Raw genomic sequence first — 15,637 nt, 5'->3', positions numbered from 1 at the left:
AGAACAACAACCATCGTGGAGGGATGCATGGCTTTCGTACGGGTAAATGGGATTGTCCTGCATTATGCGGACCGTGGGCGGCATGACGCGCCGGCAATCGTCTTCGCCAATTCGCTGGGCACGGATTTCCGCATCTGGGAGAAGGTCGCGGACAATCTCTCTGCGGATTACCGCATCATCCTCTACGACAAGCGCGGCCATGGCCTTTCGGACGCCACGCCCCAGCCCTACAGGCTCGATGACCACGTCGGAGATCTTGCCGCTCTGCTCAAACACCTTGGCGTCTCGGATGCGGTCATCGTTGGCCTCTCCGTGGGCGGGCTGATCGCGCAGGGCCTCGCTGCCAGCCATCCTGAACTCGTCCGCGCCCTGGTCCTCTGCGACACCGCACACAAGATCGGCAACGACGAAATGTGGAACGGCCGCATCAACGCAATCAATGCGGATGGCATCGCGCCGCTTGTCGATTCCATCATGCAGCGCTGGTTCACGCCGGCTTACCGCACGGCTGAGAACCCGGACTATTCCGGCTACGTGAACATGCTGGCCCGCACGACCGTCGACGGCTATGCCGGCACCTGCGCCGCACTCCGCGATGCCGATCTGACGGATTCAACCCGCGCCCTCGCCTTGCCAGTCCTCTGCATTGTCGGCGACCAGGACGGTTCCACGCCGCCCGACCTTGTCCGCGAGCTCGCTTCCCTGATAAAGAATTCTCGCTTTGAGATCATCGAAGGCGCTGGCCACATCCCCTGCGTAGAGCAGCCGGAAGCCACGGTCGAAGTTATCCGCAAGTTCCTGGATGAACTTGCAATCCGTTAGTCCTGCCCGAAAGGAAGCACCATGGAAATTCGCAGAGTAAACGACGACTTCGCCGTCGCCGGACAGATCGGCCCGGAGGCAGTCGCTGATATCGCTGCAGCAGGCTTCAAGAGCATTGTCTGCAACCGTCCGGACACTGAGGATGGCGCGGTCCCGCACGACGCCGTTGAGGAAGCAGCCAAGGCCGCAGGCCTTGAGTTCCGGTTCCTGCCGGTTGTCGCGGGTGCCATCACCGACGAGGACGTGCAGGAAATGACCGCCATCCTCGACAGCCTCCCCACCCCCGTTCTGGCCTACTGCCGCACGGGCAACCGCTGCCTGAACCTCTTCGCCCTGGTCCAGGAAGGCAAGTAAGCCTTTTTCGTTTCTCTCCCGGCTGCGAACAGCCGGGGGAAAACGTGCGGCGACCTTCGCTTCACGCGCAGAATCCGCCTATGATTGCAGGATGGCAATCAGGCAACTTTCCGAGAATATCATCAACCAGATCGCGGCGGGCGAGGTCATCGAACGGCCTGCGAGCGTTGTGAAGGAACTGGTCGAGAACGCCCTCGACGCAGGCGCTCGCCGCGTGGAGCTTGCTACCGCAGGCGGAGGCTTGAGCCTCATCCGCGTGGTAGACGACGGCAAGGGCATCCCGCCACAAGAACTACCCCTCGCCGTCTCGCGTCACTGCACCTCAAAGCTTTCCGACAACATCCACGACATCCGCTCGCTCGGTTTCCGTGGCGAGGCGCTGCCCTCGATCGGCTCGGTCGCCCGCCTGTCGATGCGCTCGCGCCCACACGATGCCGACAGCGCTGCGGAAATCATCGTGGATGGCGGCAAGTTGAGTCCCGTTCGCCCCGTGGCTTCGAACCTCGGCACTGTAGTGGAGGTCCGCGACCTCTTCTTCTCGACACCCGCCCGCCTCAAGTTCATGAAGACGGAACGGGCGGAAGCTTCCGCCATCACCGACGTGGTGAAGCGCATTTCGCTTGCCTTCCCTTCCGTTCGCTTCACGCTCTCCGGCACCGACCGGACAATGCTTGAGCTGCCCGCCGTCTCCGAAGACGGCGACGGATTGCTGCGCCGCATCGGGCAGGTACTGGGCAAGGAGTTCTCCGACAACGCCTTGCCCATTGATGCCGAACGCGAAGGTGTGCGGTTGACGGGCTACACCTCGATTCCAGCCTATTCGCGCGGCAATGCGCTCAATCAGTTCGTCTACGTGAATGGTCGCCCCGTCCGCGACAAGCTGATCGCTGGCGCCATCCGCGCAGCCTACATGGACGCGCTGCCCCGCGATCGTCACGCGGTGACGGCACTCTTCATCCAGCTCGACCCTGAACTTGTCGACGTTAACGTCCATCCCGCTAAGGCCGATGTGCGGTTCCGCGATCCGGGCCTTGTGCGTGGCCTCCTCGTCGGTGCGATCCGGCAGGCGCTGGGCACAAGCGGCACCCGCTCCTCCACGTCGGGAGCGGCGGCGATGCTCGAAGCCTTCCGCGTGCCCGAACAGCAGCGTCAGCAGGCGCAGCAGCCGTTCCGCTCCTATGGCGAACCGCGGCCGAGCACGCCCTGGACCGCAACGAGCTCTCCGAGCCGCCCGCTGGATTTTGCCGCACCTGCCGCCGGCTTGGCGGAAGCTGCCACTGAGTTCCTAGGGCTGGCCACCATGCCTGCCGCTGATGCGCGCGCCGACCGCCACGAGGTCAAGGAAGAACTGCGCTTTCCACTGGGCGCGGCCAAGGCGCAGGTGCACGAGAATTACATCATCGCGCAGACAGAAGACTCCCTCGTCATCGTCGATCAGCACGCAGCCCACGAGCGGCTCGTCTATGAGGCGTTGAAGGAGGCGATCCATTCGCGCCCCCTTCCCTCGCAGGGTCTGCTCATCCCCGAGATCGTTGACCTGCCGGAAGACGATGTGGACAAACTCGTCCAGCACGCAGAATTCCTGGCCCGCCTCGGCCTTCATCTGGAGCGCTTCGGCCCGGGTGCTGTAGCCGTCCGCGAAACGCCAGCGATGCTCGGACAGGTGGACGTCACCGCCCTCATCAAGGACCTGGCCGACGAGGTCGCTGAGGCGGATACGACAAACCTGCTGCGCGAACGGATCGACCACATTGCCGCGACCATGGCGTGCCACGGTTCTGTCCGTTCGGGTCGGCGCCTGCGGGTCGAGGAGATGAACGCGCTTCTGCGTCAGATGGAGGCGACTCCCGGCTCCGGCACGTGCAATCACGGCCGCCCGACCTATATTGAGCTCAAGCTGCCCGACATCGAGCGCCTGTTCGGTCGCAGGTGATCTGGACTTGACGCGCAGCGAGGAATATGGCGCATGAGGGGCAATGAAAGGTCTTTCCCATGAACCGTTTTGAACGTGCCGGCGATAACCAGGCGACGCTGAAATATCTGGATGGCGACTATCAGGTGATCACGCCCGGCACCTATGTGCTCTGCGCTGTGACCGGCGAGAAGATCATGCTCGACGACCTGCGTTACTGGAGCGTCGCGCGCCAGGAAGCCTATAAGGACGTCGACATTTCGTTCCGGCGTGAGCTGGAACTGAACCCGGAACTGCGCCGCCGGCGTTAACCGGCCCTTCCGCGCACCATACGCTCGCGTCCGCGCGTTATCGCCTGCTGGATGATGCGCTGAGGCGTCAGCGCTTCCTCAAAGACTGCTTCGATGGACAGGCTCTTGATCCTGTCTCTGAACTCGGCGGCATGCGGCATGCCGTTGGCGATACGGACGAGATCCTTGTCGGTCGTTACCGGGATCAGCTGGCGCTTCTCTGCCTCTTCCAGAAGCTCTGAAAGCTCCTCGTCCGTGAAGGCATGATGATCCGCGAAAGAACGGGTCTCGACCACCTCGGCGCCGACCATCCGCAACGTATCGTAGAACTTGTCCGGGTTGCCTATGCCGGCAAAGGCAAGCACCTGTTTTCCGGCGAAATCCGGTGCATTGATCGGCTGGACGCTCGCAGCGAAAACGGCTCTCCCGGCCCTCGCCGTCCGCCGGATCACATAATCCGCTCCGTCGCCCTTCCCCATGGTCAGCACCGCATCGACGTAGTGCATTTGCCTGCCGAGCGGTGCGCGCAGCGGCCCGCCGGGGAGCACGTGGCCATTGCCAAGCCCGCGCCTTGCGTCCACCACCATCAGCGCGAAATCCATATGCAGCTTGGCGCTCTGGAACCCGTCATCCATGATGATGAGGTCGCAGCCTTCCGCGATCAGACGGCGGGCGCCTTCCACCCGGTCAGCCGCCACCACGGTCGGTGCGGCCCGAGCCAGCAGCAGCGGCTCGTCGCCCACGACGCGCGCGGAATCCTCGTCAGCATTGACCATGTGCAGGCCGCTATGCGCGCCGCCATGGCCGCGCGACAGAAACCCGGGGCAGTGCCCCATTGCAATCGCTTTTCTTGCGAGAGCAATCGCGACCGGCGTCTTGCCTTCGCCGCCCACCGTGAAATTGCCAACGCAAAGAACGGGAGCTTCCACCGGCACACGCGGTGCGCGGCGCATCAGCTGCGCGGCGACCGCGCCATAGAGTGCTGAGGCGGGCCAGAGCGCCCAGGCGCGCCAATCAGACCTGTTCCACCAGAAGGAAGGCGCTTCGCCCGGCAGAGCCATGCCGCTTTACCGTTCGCCGCCGCCTTGCAGGCGGCTCTTGACGATCAGCGGGTGCAGGAACGGCTCCAGCGCAATCAGCGTGCGGGAAAGTGATCCAGACATCTGCTCCACGGCGGTGAGGCCCGCCTGCATCATCGTCTCGCGCTCGGCGTGGTTTTCGAGCAGGAAGTTGACCGCACCAGCGAGCATCTTCGCGTCGCGCACCAGCCGTGCACCACCGTGATCGATGAGCAGGCGATAGGCTTCCCGGAAGTTCTGCACGTTCACGCCTGAAAGCACCGCCGTGTTCAGCATGGCAGGTTCCATCGGATTCTGTCCGCCCTCACCCGAAAGCGACCGCCCGACGAAGGCAATTTCGGTCAGGCGCAGGTAAAGGCCCATCTCGCCAATCGTATCGCCCAGCAGGATATCGGTGAGCGCATTGATGGAAGCGCCGCTGCTCCGCGTCACCACTTTGAGCCCGAGCTTTGTCATTTCCTCAAGCAAAGCTTCGGCCCGGTGCGGATGCCGCGGCACGATGATCGTCAGCAGGTCGGGATGACGGGACTTGAGCGCCCGGTGCACCTGCGCCGCGATCTTTTCTTCGCCCTCATGCGTGGAGATCGCCGCCCAGGTCTTCCGCGAGCCGATCTCCCGCGAATAGTGGTCAAACAGCCTCTCATCGACCGGTGGCGGTTCCGTATCGCCCTTCAGGTTGCCGGAAACGGTGACCGGCCGAGCGCCAAGCGCGCGAAACCGCTCGCCATCCGCCTCGGACTGGGCAACCACATGGGCAAAATTCTCGAACAGGGCTTCGGCAAGATAGGGAGCCTTCTGCCACCGCGCGAAAGACTTGTCGGACATGCGCGCATTGACCAGGACCTGCGGTATGCGACGCGCGCCCAGCTCCAGGATGGTCACCGGCCAGATCTCGGACTCCGCCATGATGGCGAGGTCCGGCGTCCAGAAGGCGAGGAAGCGGCTCACCGCCGGCTTCAGGTCGAGCGGCACGAACTGGTGGATGACCCGATCGCCGAGCCGCTCATGCGCCACCCGCGCGGACGTCACCGTGCCGGTCGTCAGCAACACATGGATGCCGCTTTGCAGGATGTAATCAATGAGGCTCAGCACGGCGACGGTCTCGCCAACGCTTGCGGCATGCACCCAGACGAGCGGCCCGTCGGGCCTTTGCTGGCTCGACTTGCCGTAGCGTTCGTGCCTGCGTGAACGGTCTTCCTTGCCCTTGCCCACCCGCGACAACACATAAGCGCCGATGAAAGGCATGGCGGCAACGCCGGCCCACCGGTAGGTCGTCAGCAGCATTCGCGCCCAGCGTTCGCTCATCGGTTGCCGTCTGCCAGATTGTAGGCGCGTAGCGTCGACTCGTTGAGCGCGTCGGTCAGGGTCCGACGTGCCGTTTCCATTGCCGTATCATCGGCATCAGCCGGAACGTGGATGGGCTCGCCCGTGATGACCGCCAGCCGGCCAAAGGGAAGGTTGATTGTCGTCTTGTCCCAGCTGCGCTCCAGCACCTTGCGTTTGCTGGTGGCGACGGCGAATGGAACGATGGGTCGGCCGGTCAGCCGGGCAAGCGTGATGATGCCAAGACCGGCGCTGCGCGGCACGCCATGGGGAATGTCGGCAATCATCACGACGTTGCTGCCATCGGTAACCGCTCGCTTGAGCTGGATAAGGGCACGTACACCACCTTTCTTGCGGGGATCGACACCCTCACGGCCACCCGATCCACGGATCACCTCGACACCAAACTTCGCTGCAACCAGCGCATTCAACTCCGCATCAGCGCTGCGCGACACGAGCGCCGTGTAGCGCCCTTGCGGCGCGACGACGGGTGCGAGCAGATGCTGGCCATGCCAAAGCGCGTAAATCGCCGGCGCATTCTCCTTCAGCACCTTTGGCAGATCAGCGGAGCCCTCCGCCCGACGATTGCTTCGGACGACGAACCGGAGCGTTCCCGCAATGGCCGAAGCCAGCAGGTTCTTTACCCCGGCGGATTCAGCCAGCGGCTTGCGAATGCGCTGCCAGACCGACTTCATCAGTCTTTTCTCCGGGCGTCCGCGCGCTTGACCCTCAGCATCGGAAGTATGCGTCATCCTCTTCCTACCGCCTGGCCCTACTGACCGTTCACTTGTGGATCAAGCAGGCGATGCAGGTGTACGATGAAATATCTCATATGGGCGTTATCGACCGTGGCCTGGGCCTTCGCCCGCCACGCCAGTTCGGCAGACTTGTAGTCGGGAAAGACGCCCACGATGTCGAGCTTGGACAGATCCCTGAACTCGGTACCGTCCAACGAAACCAACTCACCGCCAAAAACGAGGTGTGGGAGCTGCTTCTTCACATTTTCCCCGGCCATGGGCTGATTTCTCCATTCCGAAGTTTGCGCGGCACCGCCTCGCACGAGTGGCGAGAGCTAACGCCGCAAATCACTTGCTCTTTTTGGAGCTATTCGGCCAAGCAGGCAAGTCCGATTGCCTGCTCAAACGCCGCATTCACTCTAGCGTCGAAGTCATAATTCTCAGTAAACCGCCGCTGCCCGCCGCAAGTTCACCTTTTTCGGGATCCTCGCCCGCAAGGTAGGGACGCCTGCCCTTGCCATCGAGGAGCAGACCGCCGGCCTCGCTCAGGATGAGATCCGCCGCTGCCAGATCCCAATCGTGCGAGAAGGGTTTGACGAAAGTGGCGTCGAGCGCCCCGTTCGCCACCATCGCTATGCGATAGGCAAGTGACGGAATGTGGGCAGGTACATCCACCCGCTTCAACATGTCCTGCGGAAGCCTGTTGATCATCGGGCGGGCACCGGCGATCTTCAGCTTGTTCCTCTCCCGGCCGACCGAGAGGGTCTTGCCATTGCCGAACGCACCCTCGCCGACAGCCGCCGTATAAACCTCGTTGAGCGCCGGACAGTCGAGCACGCCGGCAATCGAACGCCCATCTTCGACCACGGCAATGCTGACGCACCAGATGTCGCGCCCGCCGATGAAGGCACGCGTTCCGTCGATTGGATCCACAACAAACGTACGTCGCGCCTGCAGGCGTTCCGACCGATCGACTGTCTCTTCCGAAAGCCAGCCGTAGTCCGGACGAGCCGCAGACAGCGTTTCCTTGAGGAACTTGTCGACCGCAAAGTCGGCGGCGCTGACGGGCGAATCCCCTTCCTTCCACCAGACCTCAGGATCACGCTTGAAGTAGCGGAGCGCGATCTCACCCGCTTCCCTTGCAGCCTCGGCGATAAGTTTCAGGTCGTCAGCCGGAGCCGTGAGCTCGGATTTACTCTCCTGCAACGGTCATTCCTTCGATCAGAAGCGTCGGAGCAGCCGTGCCGAAGTTGCGGTCGAGATCGTTCGCCGGGACCATGCGCATGAACATGTCCCTGAGGTTCGAAGCGATTGTGATCTCCGACACCGGATAGGCGATCTCGCCGTTTTCGATCCAGAACCCGGCTGCACCACGGCTATAATCACCCGTGATCAGGTTCGTGCCATGGCCGAAGAGATCGGTGACGTAGAACCCATTCTTGATACCGGCGATAAGCTCTTCCGGCGAAACGTCACCTGGCTCGATGGCAAAATTGGTGGACGAAGCGGTGACGGAGGAAGCCGACCGCACGCCGCGTCCGTTGGTTTCGAGCCCCAGTTCGCGCGCTACGGAAGTCGAAAGCATCCAGGACTTGAGCACGCCATTCTCGACCGGCACCAGCTTTTCGCCCTGCACACCTTCGCCATCGAACGGGCGCGAGGACGGCCCACGCCGACGCAGCGGTTCATCTGTGATCGTGATCCCGGCGGAAGCAATCTGCTGACCCATCTTGTCGCGCAGGAAGCTCGTCTTGCGTGCAACGGACGCGCCATTGATTGCGGCGGCAATGCTTCCCGCGATGCCACGCGCCATGCGCGGATCGTAGACGACCGGATAGACGCCAGTCTTGATCCGGCGCGAATTGAGCCGCTTTACCGCCCGCTCACCTGCCGTTCTGCCGATCTTGTCGGGCGCTTCGAGGTCCGCGAAGTGCAGTCGGGAGGAAAAGTCGTAGTCCGTCTCCATGCCCGTACCGGAACCGGCAATCACGCTCACCACCCGCGAGAAACGCGTCGCGGAATAGGCACCGACAAAGCCATGGGATGTGGCGAGCACCAGCCCGCCAGCACCAGCCGAAGCACTGGCGCCAGACGAATTGGTGACGCCTTCGACCGCCAGCGCGGCCTCCTCTGCGGCGAGCGCATCCTGCGTCAGCCGTTCAGCAGAGACTTCCGTCGGATCGACGAGATCAAGATCCAGGATCTCGGTGGCCAACCGGTGCGGATCGGCAAGCGTCTGGTAGGGATCCTCCGGAGAGACTTTCGCCATCGCTACGGCGCGCTCGGCCAGAGCGGCGGCATCGGAATTCATTGCGGCGGAAACGCTGGCGACGCGCTGCCCGACAAAGACACGAAGCGACATGTCATCGCTCTCGGAGGACTCGGTGCCCTCCACCTTGCCGAGACGCACGGAGACGCTGCTGGCGCGTGAGCGCATCACCACGGCGTCGGCGGCATCGGCGCCGGCGCGCTTGGCTGCTTCCACGAGTTCGGCAACACGGTCGACGAGAATCTGCTGGTCAGAGGCAACGCTCATGGAAGGGCCTTTATCAATGTTCCTAGTAAACCGGGATCCACAATGAAACGTCCATTGCAAACACCTGACCACATTTATGGCTGCTCACCCGGCAACGCAATGGCGGAGAAGCTTACGCCGCGCCGCCGTCGGCCAGCTGGCCGGAGATCCTGGCGGAAATTGCCTTGTCCAGCGCGCGCTTCAGCTCGTCCTTCACCGAAACCGTTTCGAGCATGATTGTTTCCATCCTGAGGAAATCCAGGACGCGAATATGTCCGACGGGTGGGCGCAGGAGGATGTCAGGCCTGCTGATTTGCAGCTTCGTCTCGATAATAGATAGCATCATCAGCTGCGAAGTGCCGAACAACACTTCGAGCGTCGAGGGGGCCTTCCCGCCAGCGCCACTGGGCACTCCTACAACGTCGACAGCGACCACAAGGTCAGCGGTGCCGTCCAGAAGGTCATAAGGCACGGGATTGTACATGCCGCCATCCACCAGCATCATGCCATCTCGCACCACCGGCTGGAAAACAGCGGGCAGCGCGACCGAAGCGGCAACGGCGGAGACGAGGTCTCCGGAGTCGAACACCGCGAGCTTGTGCCCGTAGTAGTCCGTGCCGGTCACCTTCAGCGGGATCTGCAATTCCTCGAAACTGGCAGGGATGCGCTCCGGCAGGAACTCGCGCAGGATGCGCTCGGCGTTGAGGCGACCAAGCTGCACGCCACCCTGAAAGAGTTCCGTGATCGATGCCTTCTGCGCTCGCCAGACACGCGAGGCCACCTCTGCTTTGCTGGTGAGAAGCGATCTGGCATAGTCGCGGATGTCTCGACCGGTCATTCCAGATGCCATGGCGGCACCCATCATGGCGCCGATCGAAGATCCGGCGATGGCTGTGGGCCGAACCCCAAGCTCATCCAGGGTTTCAATCACGTGGATATGGGCGAGCCCGCGGGCTCCGCCGCCTCCGAGCGCCAGCGCCACACTTGGACCAGACGTCATCCTCGATCTCCGGAATGGTTACGCACGAGACAGATATGGATCAGCAGCGAGAAGGTTCCGGCAGCATGCCGGAACCTCAACGGGGATCAGGATGATCAGCTGTCACCCTGGCCGACGATCAGCACGGCTGGCTCCTGCGACAGAAGCTTCGCTGCAAGCTTCTTGACGTCCTCAAGCGTGACGGCCTCGTAGAGCTTTTCCAGCTTGTCCAGATAGTCGATCGGGCGGTTGAGCCGCTGCAGATTGACGAGCGTGCGAGCAATCTGGCTGGTCGTGCCTAGCGAATCCATTATCACCGCGCCCTTCATATAGGACTTGGCCGCATCGACTTCCTTCTGCGAGATGTCGCCTTCGGCTATCTGCTTGACGACGTCTCGCGCCACCTCGAGAGCCTCATTGGCACTCGCGGCCCGCGTGCTGGTGGAAACGTAGACCAGTCCCCAGTCGCGCGACAATGCGCTTGACGCTCCGGCGCCATAGGTCAGGCCGCGCTTCTCGCGCAGTTCCATGAAGAGGCGCGAGGTCATGCCGCCGCCCATCAGGTTCACCAGCACATTCGAAGTGTAGAGGTCCTGGCTGCTGTTCGGAATACCGGGATAGACGAGCGCAATGGAGGTCTGCGGACGGTTATAGGCCTGATGCACGGTGACGCCGAACTTCGGCTCCGGCGGAGCAACCGGCTCAACACCAGCCTTCTCCGGCAGATCGCCGAAGACGTCGTCGAGAACCTTGGAAAGCTCTTCCTTGCTGATGGTTCCAGCCACACCGACCGTCAGGTTGGAGCGCGCCAACAATGCCTTGTGCCGCTCGATCAGGTCGTCGCGGGTGATCGCCTTGATCGTCTCCGCGGTGGTGATCGAACCCAGCGGATGCTCACCGTAGAACGCCTTGCCGAACTTTTCCCAGCCGAGGCTGTCAGGGTCGTTCTTCTTGTCCTCAAGCGCGGCGTAGACCACGCCCTTTGCCTGATCGATGGCATCCTGATCGAACCGCGGCGCCTTGAGCGCAAGCGCCAGAAGCTCTAGCGGCTCCTGCTCTTCACCCGGCAGAAGCTTGATCGAACCGCTCACCAGATCGGAGCTGCTGCGCAGCGAAAATCCTGTGCCGGTCTTGTAGAGGCGCGTCGCAAAAGCCTCACGGTCCAGGTCGCCCGCACCCTTGTCCATGAGATCGATCATGAGAGGGGTGAGACCTTCCTTGCCGGCTGGATCCTGCAGGTCGCCGCCCTCGAAAGAGAACGAGATGGAAATCATCTGATCTGACGGATCGTTCATAAGCCAGGCTTTGATGCCCTTCGGCGATACAACCTCTTCGATCTCGATCGCCTGTGCGGCGGGAACCAGAAGCATCACCGCAAAGCCGCCCGCAACCAGGGTGCGGAAGCCAAGGCGAAGCAAATTCATTTGTATGGTCATGAGAACTCTTCCTTGATGCCTTGGTGCGGGCTTACTTGGCGGGCCTGAGGTAGGCTTTGACGCTCTTGTCCAGAAGCAGATACTTCTTCGCCGCTTCCTGGATGTTTTCGAGCGTTACCGCTTCCAGCCGCTCGCGCGTGTCATCCAGCTCATCAACGCTCGCGCCCTCGATCAGATCCGAAGCGTACTGAACCGCACGTCGCATCAGGTTCTCGCGCTGGAAGATGATCGCGCTCTCATAGACCTTCTTGGCGGTCTCAAGTTCCTCTGCCGTCACACCATCGCGGATCACTGCTTCCAGTTCCTCGCGGATGGCGGCTTCCACCGTCTCAAGCGCTTCGGCATTGATTGGGTCCGCGCCCACGACGAACCGGGCACTGTCCCTGGCGCCGTATAGGTACGCGAAGACGCGGGCGGCAATGCGCTCCTTGATCACCAGACGGCGATGCAACCGGCTTCGCTCGCTGCCGCCAAGGATTTCGCCCAGCACGGCCAGCGCATCGTTGAACTGCCGCTCGTCGGAATAAGCTGCGGGCGCAAGCCAAGCCTGGCTGAAGCTCGGAATGCTGACACGGTCGTCCGCAAGCGTCACTGTCCGCTCGGTTCGTGACGGAGGCTCCATGGGGCGCACGCGCTCCGGCAGGTCAGGCCCGCGCTCAACCTTGCCGTAGGTTTCCTCGGCGAGCTTTTTCACGGTCTCGGTATCCACGTCACCGGCGACCACCAGGATGGCGTTGTTCGGGACGTAATGGCTGTCGTAGAAATCCGTCAGCTGCTCGCGTGTGACGGTCTCGATCTCATGCCGCCAGCCGATGACCGGACGCCCGTAGGGATGGTTGGTGTAGAGCGTGGCGGAGAAGGCCTCTCCGAGGATGCCGCCCGGATCGTTGTCCGTGCGCATCAGGCGCTCCTCAAGCACAACCTGCCGCTCCGTCTCGATGACCTCGTCATTGAGAATGAGGTTCCGCATACGGTCCGCCTCGAATTCCATCATCTGCGGCAGGGCGTCTGGCGTAATCCTCTGGTAGTAGACCGTGGAATCATGGTTGGTAAACGCATTGTGATCGCCACCAACCGCCTGAACCGCTGCATCGAGCTCACCTGCCGGATGTTTCTCCGTGCCTTTGAACATCAGATGTTCGAAGAAATGCGCCATCCCGGAGAGGCCTGCGGGCTCATCCGCTCCACCTACCTTATACGCAAGGAGATGGGTCACGATCGGCACGCGCCGTTGCGGGATCACGACCACCTGCAGGCCGTTATCCAGGGAAAAAACGTCCACATCCAGCTTCGGCGCCTCTTCGGCGGAACTCGGCAGCGCTAGGCTGAGAACGATAAAAAGGGCTCCTAATAAACTCAGAAAAGTATTGTCACTCCGAAATTGGCGCATATGGACGTATCCTCAACAAATCTAGGCTTACGGCTCTGCCCTGCCAATTTGACGGAAATCAGACTACACTGCAGAAACAGAGGGTGCTCGAAGCATAGTCACGTCTTTCGTGAAGGGTAAGACCTTCAGGTGGCTGGAACGGCGTGGCCGTGGCTTCCTCCACCACGACGAGCGCATCCTTGGCGAGCCAGCCTCCCGCAATCAGGGAAGCAAAGGCTTGCTCAGCAAGCCCTTTGCCATAGGGCGGATCGGCAAACACCATCTGAAACGGCTGCAGGGTGCCAAGAGGCCCCATATTGGTAGCATCCCGCCTGAAAATGCGCGTGCAGCCCTGCAGGCCCAGCGCCTCGACGTTCTCGCGGATCAGCGCGCGCGCAGCCGCATCCTGCTCAACGAACAGGCAATAGGCAGCCCCACGCGAAATCGCTTCGATGCCAAGTGCGCCGGTGCCGGAAAAAAGATCGAGCACCCGGACGCCTTCCAGCGACCCGGGATAACCATGCTCAAGGATGTTGAAAAGCGACTCGCGCGCACGATCCGTCGTCGGACGGATCGCGTCCGACTTCGGCGTCGCAAGTCGCCTGCCCCTCAGCGAACCGCCAACAACCCGCATCGGCGATTACCGCTTGCCCGGAGTACGTGGCTTGCCGGGCCCGTTGCGGGGACGATCGCCGCGCGGCTTACCGCCAGCGCCGCCCCGTCCCTCGTCACTCCGCCCGCGCGGTGCGCCGTTGCGGGACCGCTCGGTCCTGCGCTCTGAACCCTCACGTTCCGGCTTTTCCTCGGGCTTCTTGGTGACCGGACGAGCACCCGGCGCCATCCAGACATGGGCCGTACGCGAACGTCCGTTGTTGTCCTCCCGGTCGCGACCCTGGCCGCCGGAACGTCCCGCGCCCTCGTCGCGAGAGCCGAAACGGCCACGCTCGCCGCCCTTTGCGGGGCGGTCGCCGCGGGCACCACGATCACCACCACCATCCTCGGACCGACGGCCGCGGAATGGCTTATCGCCACCTTCCGAGCGCTCGAAGCGCGAGCCCTCGCGGCGCTCGCCGCCAAAGCGTTCGCTCTGCAACGGGCGCGGACGGCGCGATGCCCGCTCCTCACCTTCAGGACGGGGTCCACGGAACGGGCGGTCACCGCCATCCTCGTTGCGGGGCCGCGAGAAGCGGCGCTCTTCACGGCCTTCGCCGGAGAAGCGCTCACCCTGTACTGGACGCGGACGACGAACACCCTGCTCACCACCTTCGGGACGTGCTGCGCGCTCAGGACGCGCACCACGTTCACCGCGCGGCTTGTCAAAGCGACGCTCTTCACGACCTTCCGAACGCTCGAAGCGGCCTCTGGCGGGACGCTCGCCTGCGGCTGCACGTTGCGGACGGCCTTCGCCATCGCGCTCGAAACGGCCCCTGGCGGGACGCTCGCCTGCGGCTGCACGTGGCGGACGACCTTCGCCATCGCGCTCAGGACGGCCTGGACGGGCGCCACGGGCCGGCTTGCCGTCTTCGCGGCGCGGAGCCTTCGTCTGCAGGCGCTCACGCCCTTCCTCGCGATACTCTTCGCGGGTCTTCTTGCGGGTGGTCGGCGCACGTCCCTTCGGTGCACGCTCTTTCTTGTCGTCGGTCAAATCTTCCTCGCGTTCCTCGCCGGCCCTGACCGGACGATTCGAAAATGGTATGGCGATAGGGGCCTCGAAATCGGCGCCGGAAGCTTCGACCAGGCGCGGACCCAACTGGTCGCGCAACATACGGCCCTTCACTTCCTGCACGGCGCCTTCCGGCAGATCTCCAAGCTGGAAAGGCCCGAAGGAAACGCGGATCAGGCGTGTAACCTGCAGCCCGAGCGCGCCGAGCACGTTCTTCACTTCGCGGTTCTTGCCTTCGCGGAAGGACACGGTCAGCCAGGAATTGGCGCCCTGCACACGGTCGAGTGTCGCCTCGATGGAGCCGTAGAACACACCGTCTACAGCGATACCCTTCTGCAACTCGTCGAGCTGTGCCTGATCGACCTGCCCGTGAACCCGCACGCGGTAGCGGCGCAGCCAGCCGGTCGATGGCAGCTCGAGCACGCGCGACAGTCCACCGTCATTGGTGAGCAGCAGCAGCCCTTCGGTATTGATGTCGAGGCGACCGACGGAGATCAGCCTTGGCAGGCCCTTCGGCAGCACTTCGAAAATGGTCGGACGGCCTTCCGGATCGCGCGTCGTCGTGACCACGCCGGCAGGCTTGTGGAACAGGAACAGCCGGGTGCGCTCAACCTCTGGCAAGGGAGCATCGTCGACTTCAACCCGGTCACGGGGGGAGACGTTGAAAGCAGGCGTGTCGAGCACCTTGCCGTTCACCTTCACGCGGCCTTCCGCGATCATCGCTTCCGCGTCGCGGCGCGAGGCGATGCCGGCGCGTGCGAGCCGCTTGGCGATCCGCTCGGATCCGGCCTGTGCGCCCGTATCTTCGGCCTGCGCATCCTTTGCGGCCCCGGAAGCCGCTGTGCGCCTGGAAGCGCCCTCAGGCTTCCTGTTTTTCTTGTCGGTGCGGCCTCCCCGGGCGGGGGCGGCTGCTGATGGTCGCTTGTTTTTCATAACGCCTTTGCCACTCAGGGCACAAAGAGAGGGTTCTGCAACAAAGTCCGCATGCGTGAATGGGGAATGCAGAGACCAGGTTATTTCCAAATCAGGGTTTAGATCATTTTGCGTCGGAGTGGAATCACCATGCTGTTCCACAGCTGCGGCAAAAACAAAGAATTGGCGGGTTCGTTGCAATGCCGCGATGGACGCGCGCTGCGTCATTGGTCTAGTTAGGCGCGG

General features: G+C 62.8%; 15 protein-coding genes. 4 read left to right on the top strand and 11 right to left on the bottom strand.

Going from position 1 to position 15,637, the window contains the following annotated elements; translation table 11 throughout:
• The first annotated feature begins 27 nt into the window (after window positions 1-27).
• The 4 genes from pcaD (at window position 28) to IEX27_RS13400 (ending at window position 3,399) form a co-directional block, all read left to right on the top strand.
• Window positions 28-822: a 3-oxoadipate enol-lactonase gene (gene pcaD / locus IEX27_RS13415; RefSeq protein ID WP_188721584.1), complete on the top strand. Its 795-nt coding sequence runs from the start codon at window positions 28-30 to the stop codon at window positions 820-822.
• Window positions 823-843: 21 nt separating this feature from the next.
• Complete coding sequence (locus tag IEX27_RS13410) at window positions 844-1,176, top strand: protein tyrosine phosphatase family protein (RefSeq protein WP_188721583.1); 333 nt, start codon at window positions 844-846, stop codon at window positions 1,174-1,176.
• Between the two features lie 91 nt (window positions 1,177-1,267).
• Complete coding sequence (mutL, locus tag IEX27_RS13405; protein WP_188721582.1) at window positions 1,268-3,109, top strand: DNA mismatch repair endonuclease MutL; 1,842 nt, start codon at window positions 1,268-1,270, stop codon at window positions 3,107-3,109.
• Between the two features lie 59 nt (window positions 3,110-3,168).
• Window positions 3,169-3,399, top strand: coding sequence for a DUF2093 domain-containing protein (locus IEX27_RS13400; protein WP_188721581.1), 231 nt, complete (start codon window positions 3,169-3,171; stop codon window positions 3,397-3,399).
• Here the strand turns inward: IEX27_RS13400 and lpxK are convergent.
• The 11 genes from lpxK to IEX27_RS13345 form a co-directional block, all read right to left on the bottom strand.
• The gene (lpxK, locus tag IEX27_RS13395) at window positions 3,396-4,439 is read right to left on the bottom strand and encodes a tetraacyldisaccharide 4'-kinase (protein ID WP_308642617.1); all 1,044 of its coding nucleotides are present in this window, start codon (window positions 4,437-4,439) and stop codon (window positions 3,396-3,398) included. The genes IEX27_RS13400 and lpxK overlap by 4 nt on opposite strands.
• Before the next feature lie 6 nt (window positions 4,440-4,445).
• The gene (gene waaA, locus IEX27_RS13390; protein WP_188721580.1) at window positions 4,446-5,762 is read right to left on the bottom strand and encodes a lipid IV(A) 3-deoxy-D-manno-octulosonic acid transferase; all 1,317 of its coding nucleotides are present in this window, start codon (window positions 5,760-5,762) and stop codon (window positions 4,446-4,448) included.
• Window positions 5,759-6,475, bottom strand: a complete 717-nt coding sequence (locus IEX27_RS13385) for a lysophospholipid acyltransferase family protein (protein ID WP_188721579.1) — start codon at window positions 6,473-6,475, stop codon at window positions 5,759-5,761. Before IEX27_RS13385 ends, waaA begins: the two co-directional genes overlap by 4 nt.
• A 77-nt stretch (window positions 6,476-6,552) precedes the next feature.
• Window positions 6,553-6,795 carry a DUF4170 domain-containing protein gene (locus IEX27_RS13380; RefSeq protein WP_188721578.1) on the bottom strand — a complete coding sequence of 81 codons (243 nt, stop codon included), beginning with the start codon at window positions 6,793-6,795 and terminating at the stop codon, window positions 6,553-6,555.
• 136 nt (window positions 6,796-6,931) lie between these two features.
• Window positions 6,932-7,723: a 3'(2'),5'-bisphosphate nucleotidase CysQ gene (locus IEX27_RS13375; protein ID WP_188721577.1), complete on the bottom strand. Its 792-nt coding sequence runs from the start codon at window positions 7,721-7,723 to the stop codon at window positions 6,932-6,934.
• Window positions 7,710-9,053 carry a TldD/PmbA family protein gene (locus IEX27_RS13370; RefSeq protein WP_188721576.1) on the bottom strand — a complete coding sequence of 448 codons (1,344 nt, stop codon included), beginning with the start codon at window positions 9,051-9,053 and terminating at the stop codon, window positions 7,710-7,712. Before IEX27_RS13370 ends, IEX27_RS13375 begins: the two co-directional genes overlap by 14 nt.
• A 112-nt stretch (window positions 9,054-9,165) precedes the next feature.
• Window positions 9,166-10,032 (bottom strand): patatin-like phospholipase family protein, encoded by an 867-nt coding sequence (locus IEX27_RS13365; RefSeq protein WP_188721575.1) that lies wholly within the window; start codon window positions 10,030-10,032, stop codon window positions 9,166-9,168.
• Between the two features lie 95 nt (window positions 10,033-10,127).
• On the bottom strand, window positions 10,128-11,447 hold the full coding sequence (locus IEX27_RS13360) for a M16 family metallopeptidase (protein ID WP_188721574.1): 1,320 nt from the start codon (window positions 11,445-11,447) through the stop codon (window positions 10,128-10,130).
• A gap of 31 nt (window positions 11,448-11,478) precedes the next feature.
• Window positions 11,479-12,729: a M16 family metallopeptidase gene (locus IEX27_RS13355; RefSeq protein WP_244630367.1), complete on the bottom strand. Its 1,251-nt coding sequence runs from the start codon at window positions 12,727-12,729 to the stop codon at window positions 11,479-11,481.
• Window positions 12,730-12,895: 166 nt separating this feature from the next.
• On the bottom strand, window positions 12,896-13,450 hold the full coding sequence (rsmD, locus tag IEX27_RS13350; RefSeq protein WP_188721572.1) for a 16S rRNA (guanine(966)-N(2))-methyltransferase RsmD: 555 nt from the start codon (window positions 13,448-13,450) through the stop codon (window positions 12,896-12,898).
• 6 nt (window positions 13,451-13,456) lie between these two features.
• Complete coding sequence (locus IEX27_RS13345) at window positions 13,457-15,412, bottom strand: pseudouridine synthase (RefSeq protein ID WP_188721571.1); 1,956 nt, start codon at window positions 15,410-15,412, stop codon at window positions 13,457-13,459.
• Window positions 15,413-15,637: the final 225 nt, after the last annotated feature.

Source organism: Nitratireductor aestuarii (assembly GCF_014641695.1).
Lineage (GTDB): Bacteria > Pseudomonadota > Alphaproteobacteria > Rhizobiales > Rhizobiaceae > Chelativorans > Chelativorans aestuarii.
This window is presented reverse-complemented; position numbering and strand designations above follow the sequence as displayed.

Coding starts and splice junctions, on each gene's coding strand:
- pcaD (WP_188721584.1), top strand. CDS start 28: ATGGCTTTCGTACGGGTAAATGGGATTGTCCTGCATTATGCGGACCGT.
- IEX27_RS13410 (WP_188721583.1), top strand. CDS start 844: ATGGAAATTCGCAGAGTAAACGACGACTTCGCCGTCGCCGGACAGATC.
- mutL (WP_188721582.1), top strand. CDS start 1,268: ATGGCAATCAGGCAACTTTCCGAGAATATCATCAACCAGATCGCGGCG.
- IEX27_RS13400 (WP_188721581.1), top strand. CDS start 3,169: ATGAACCGTTTTGAACGTGCCGGCGATAACCAGGCGACGCTGAAATAT.
- lpxK (WP_308642617.1), bottom strand. CDS start 4,439: ATGGCTCTGCCGGGCGAAGCGCCTTCCTTCTGGTGGAACAGGTCTGAT.
- waaA (WP_188721580.1), bottom strand. CDS start 5,762: ATGAGCGAACGCTGGGCGCGAATGCTGCTGACGACCTACCGGTGGGCC.
- IEX27_RS13385 (WP_188721579.1), bottom strand. CDS start 6,475: ATGAAGTCGGTCTGGCAGCGCATTCGCAAGCCGCTGGCTGAATCCGCC.
- IEX27_RS13380 (WP_188721578.1), bottom strand. CDS start 6,795: ATGGCCGGGGAAAATGTGAAGAAGCAGCTCCCACACCTCGTTTTTGGC.
- IEX27_RS13370 (WP_188721576.1), bottom strand. CDS start 9,053: ATGAGCGTTGCCTCTGACCAGCAGATTCTCGTCGACCGTGTTGCCGAA.
- IEX27_RS13365 (WP_188721575.1), bottom strand. CDS start 10,032: ATGACGTCTGGTCCAAGTGTGGCGCTGGCGCTCGGAGGCGGCGGAGCC.
- IEX27_RS13360 (WP_188721574.1), bottom strand. CDS start 11,447: ATGACCATACAAATGAATTTGCTTCGCCTTGGCTTCCGCACCCTGGTT.
- rsmD (WP_188721572.1), bottom strand. CDS start 13,450: ATGCGGGTTGTTGGCGGTTCGCTGAGGGGCAGGCGACTTGCGACGCCG.
- IEX27_RS13345 (WP_188721571.1), bottom strand. CDS start 15,412: ATGAAAAACAAGCGACCATCAGCAGCCGCCCCCGCCCGGGGAGGCCGC.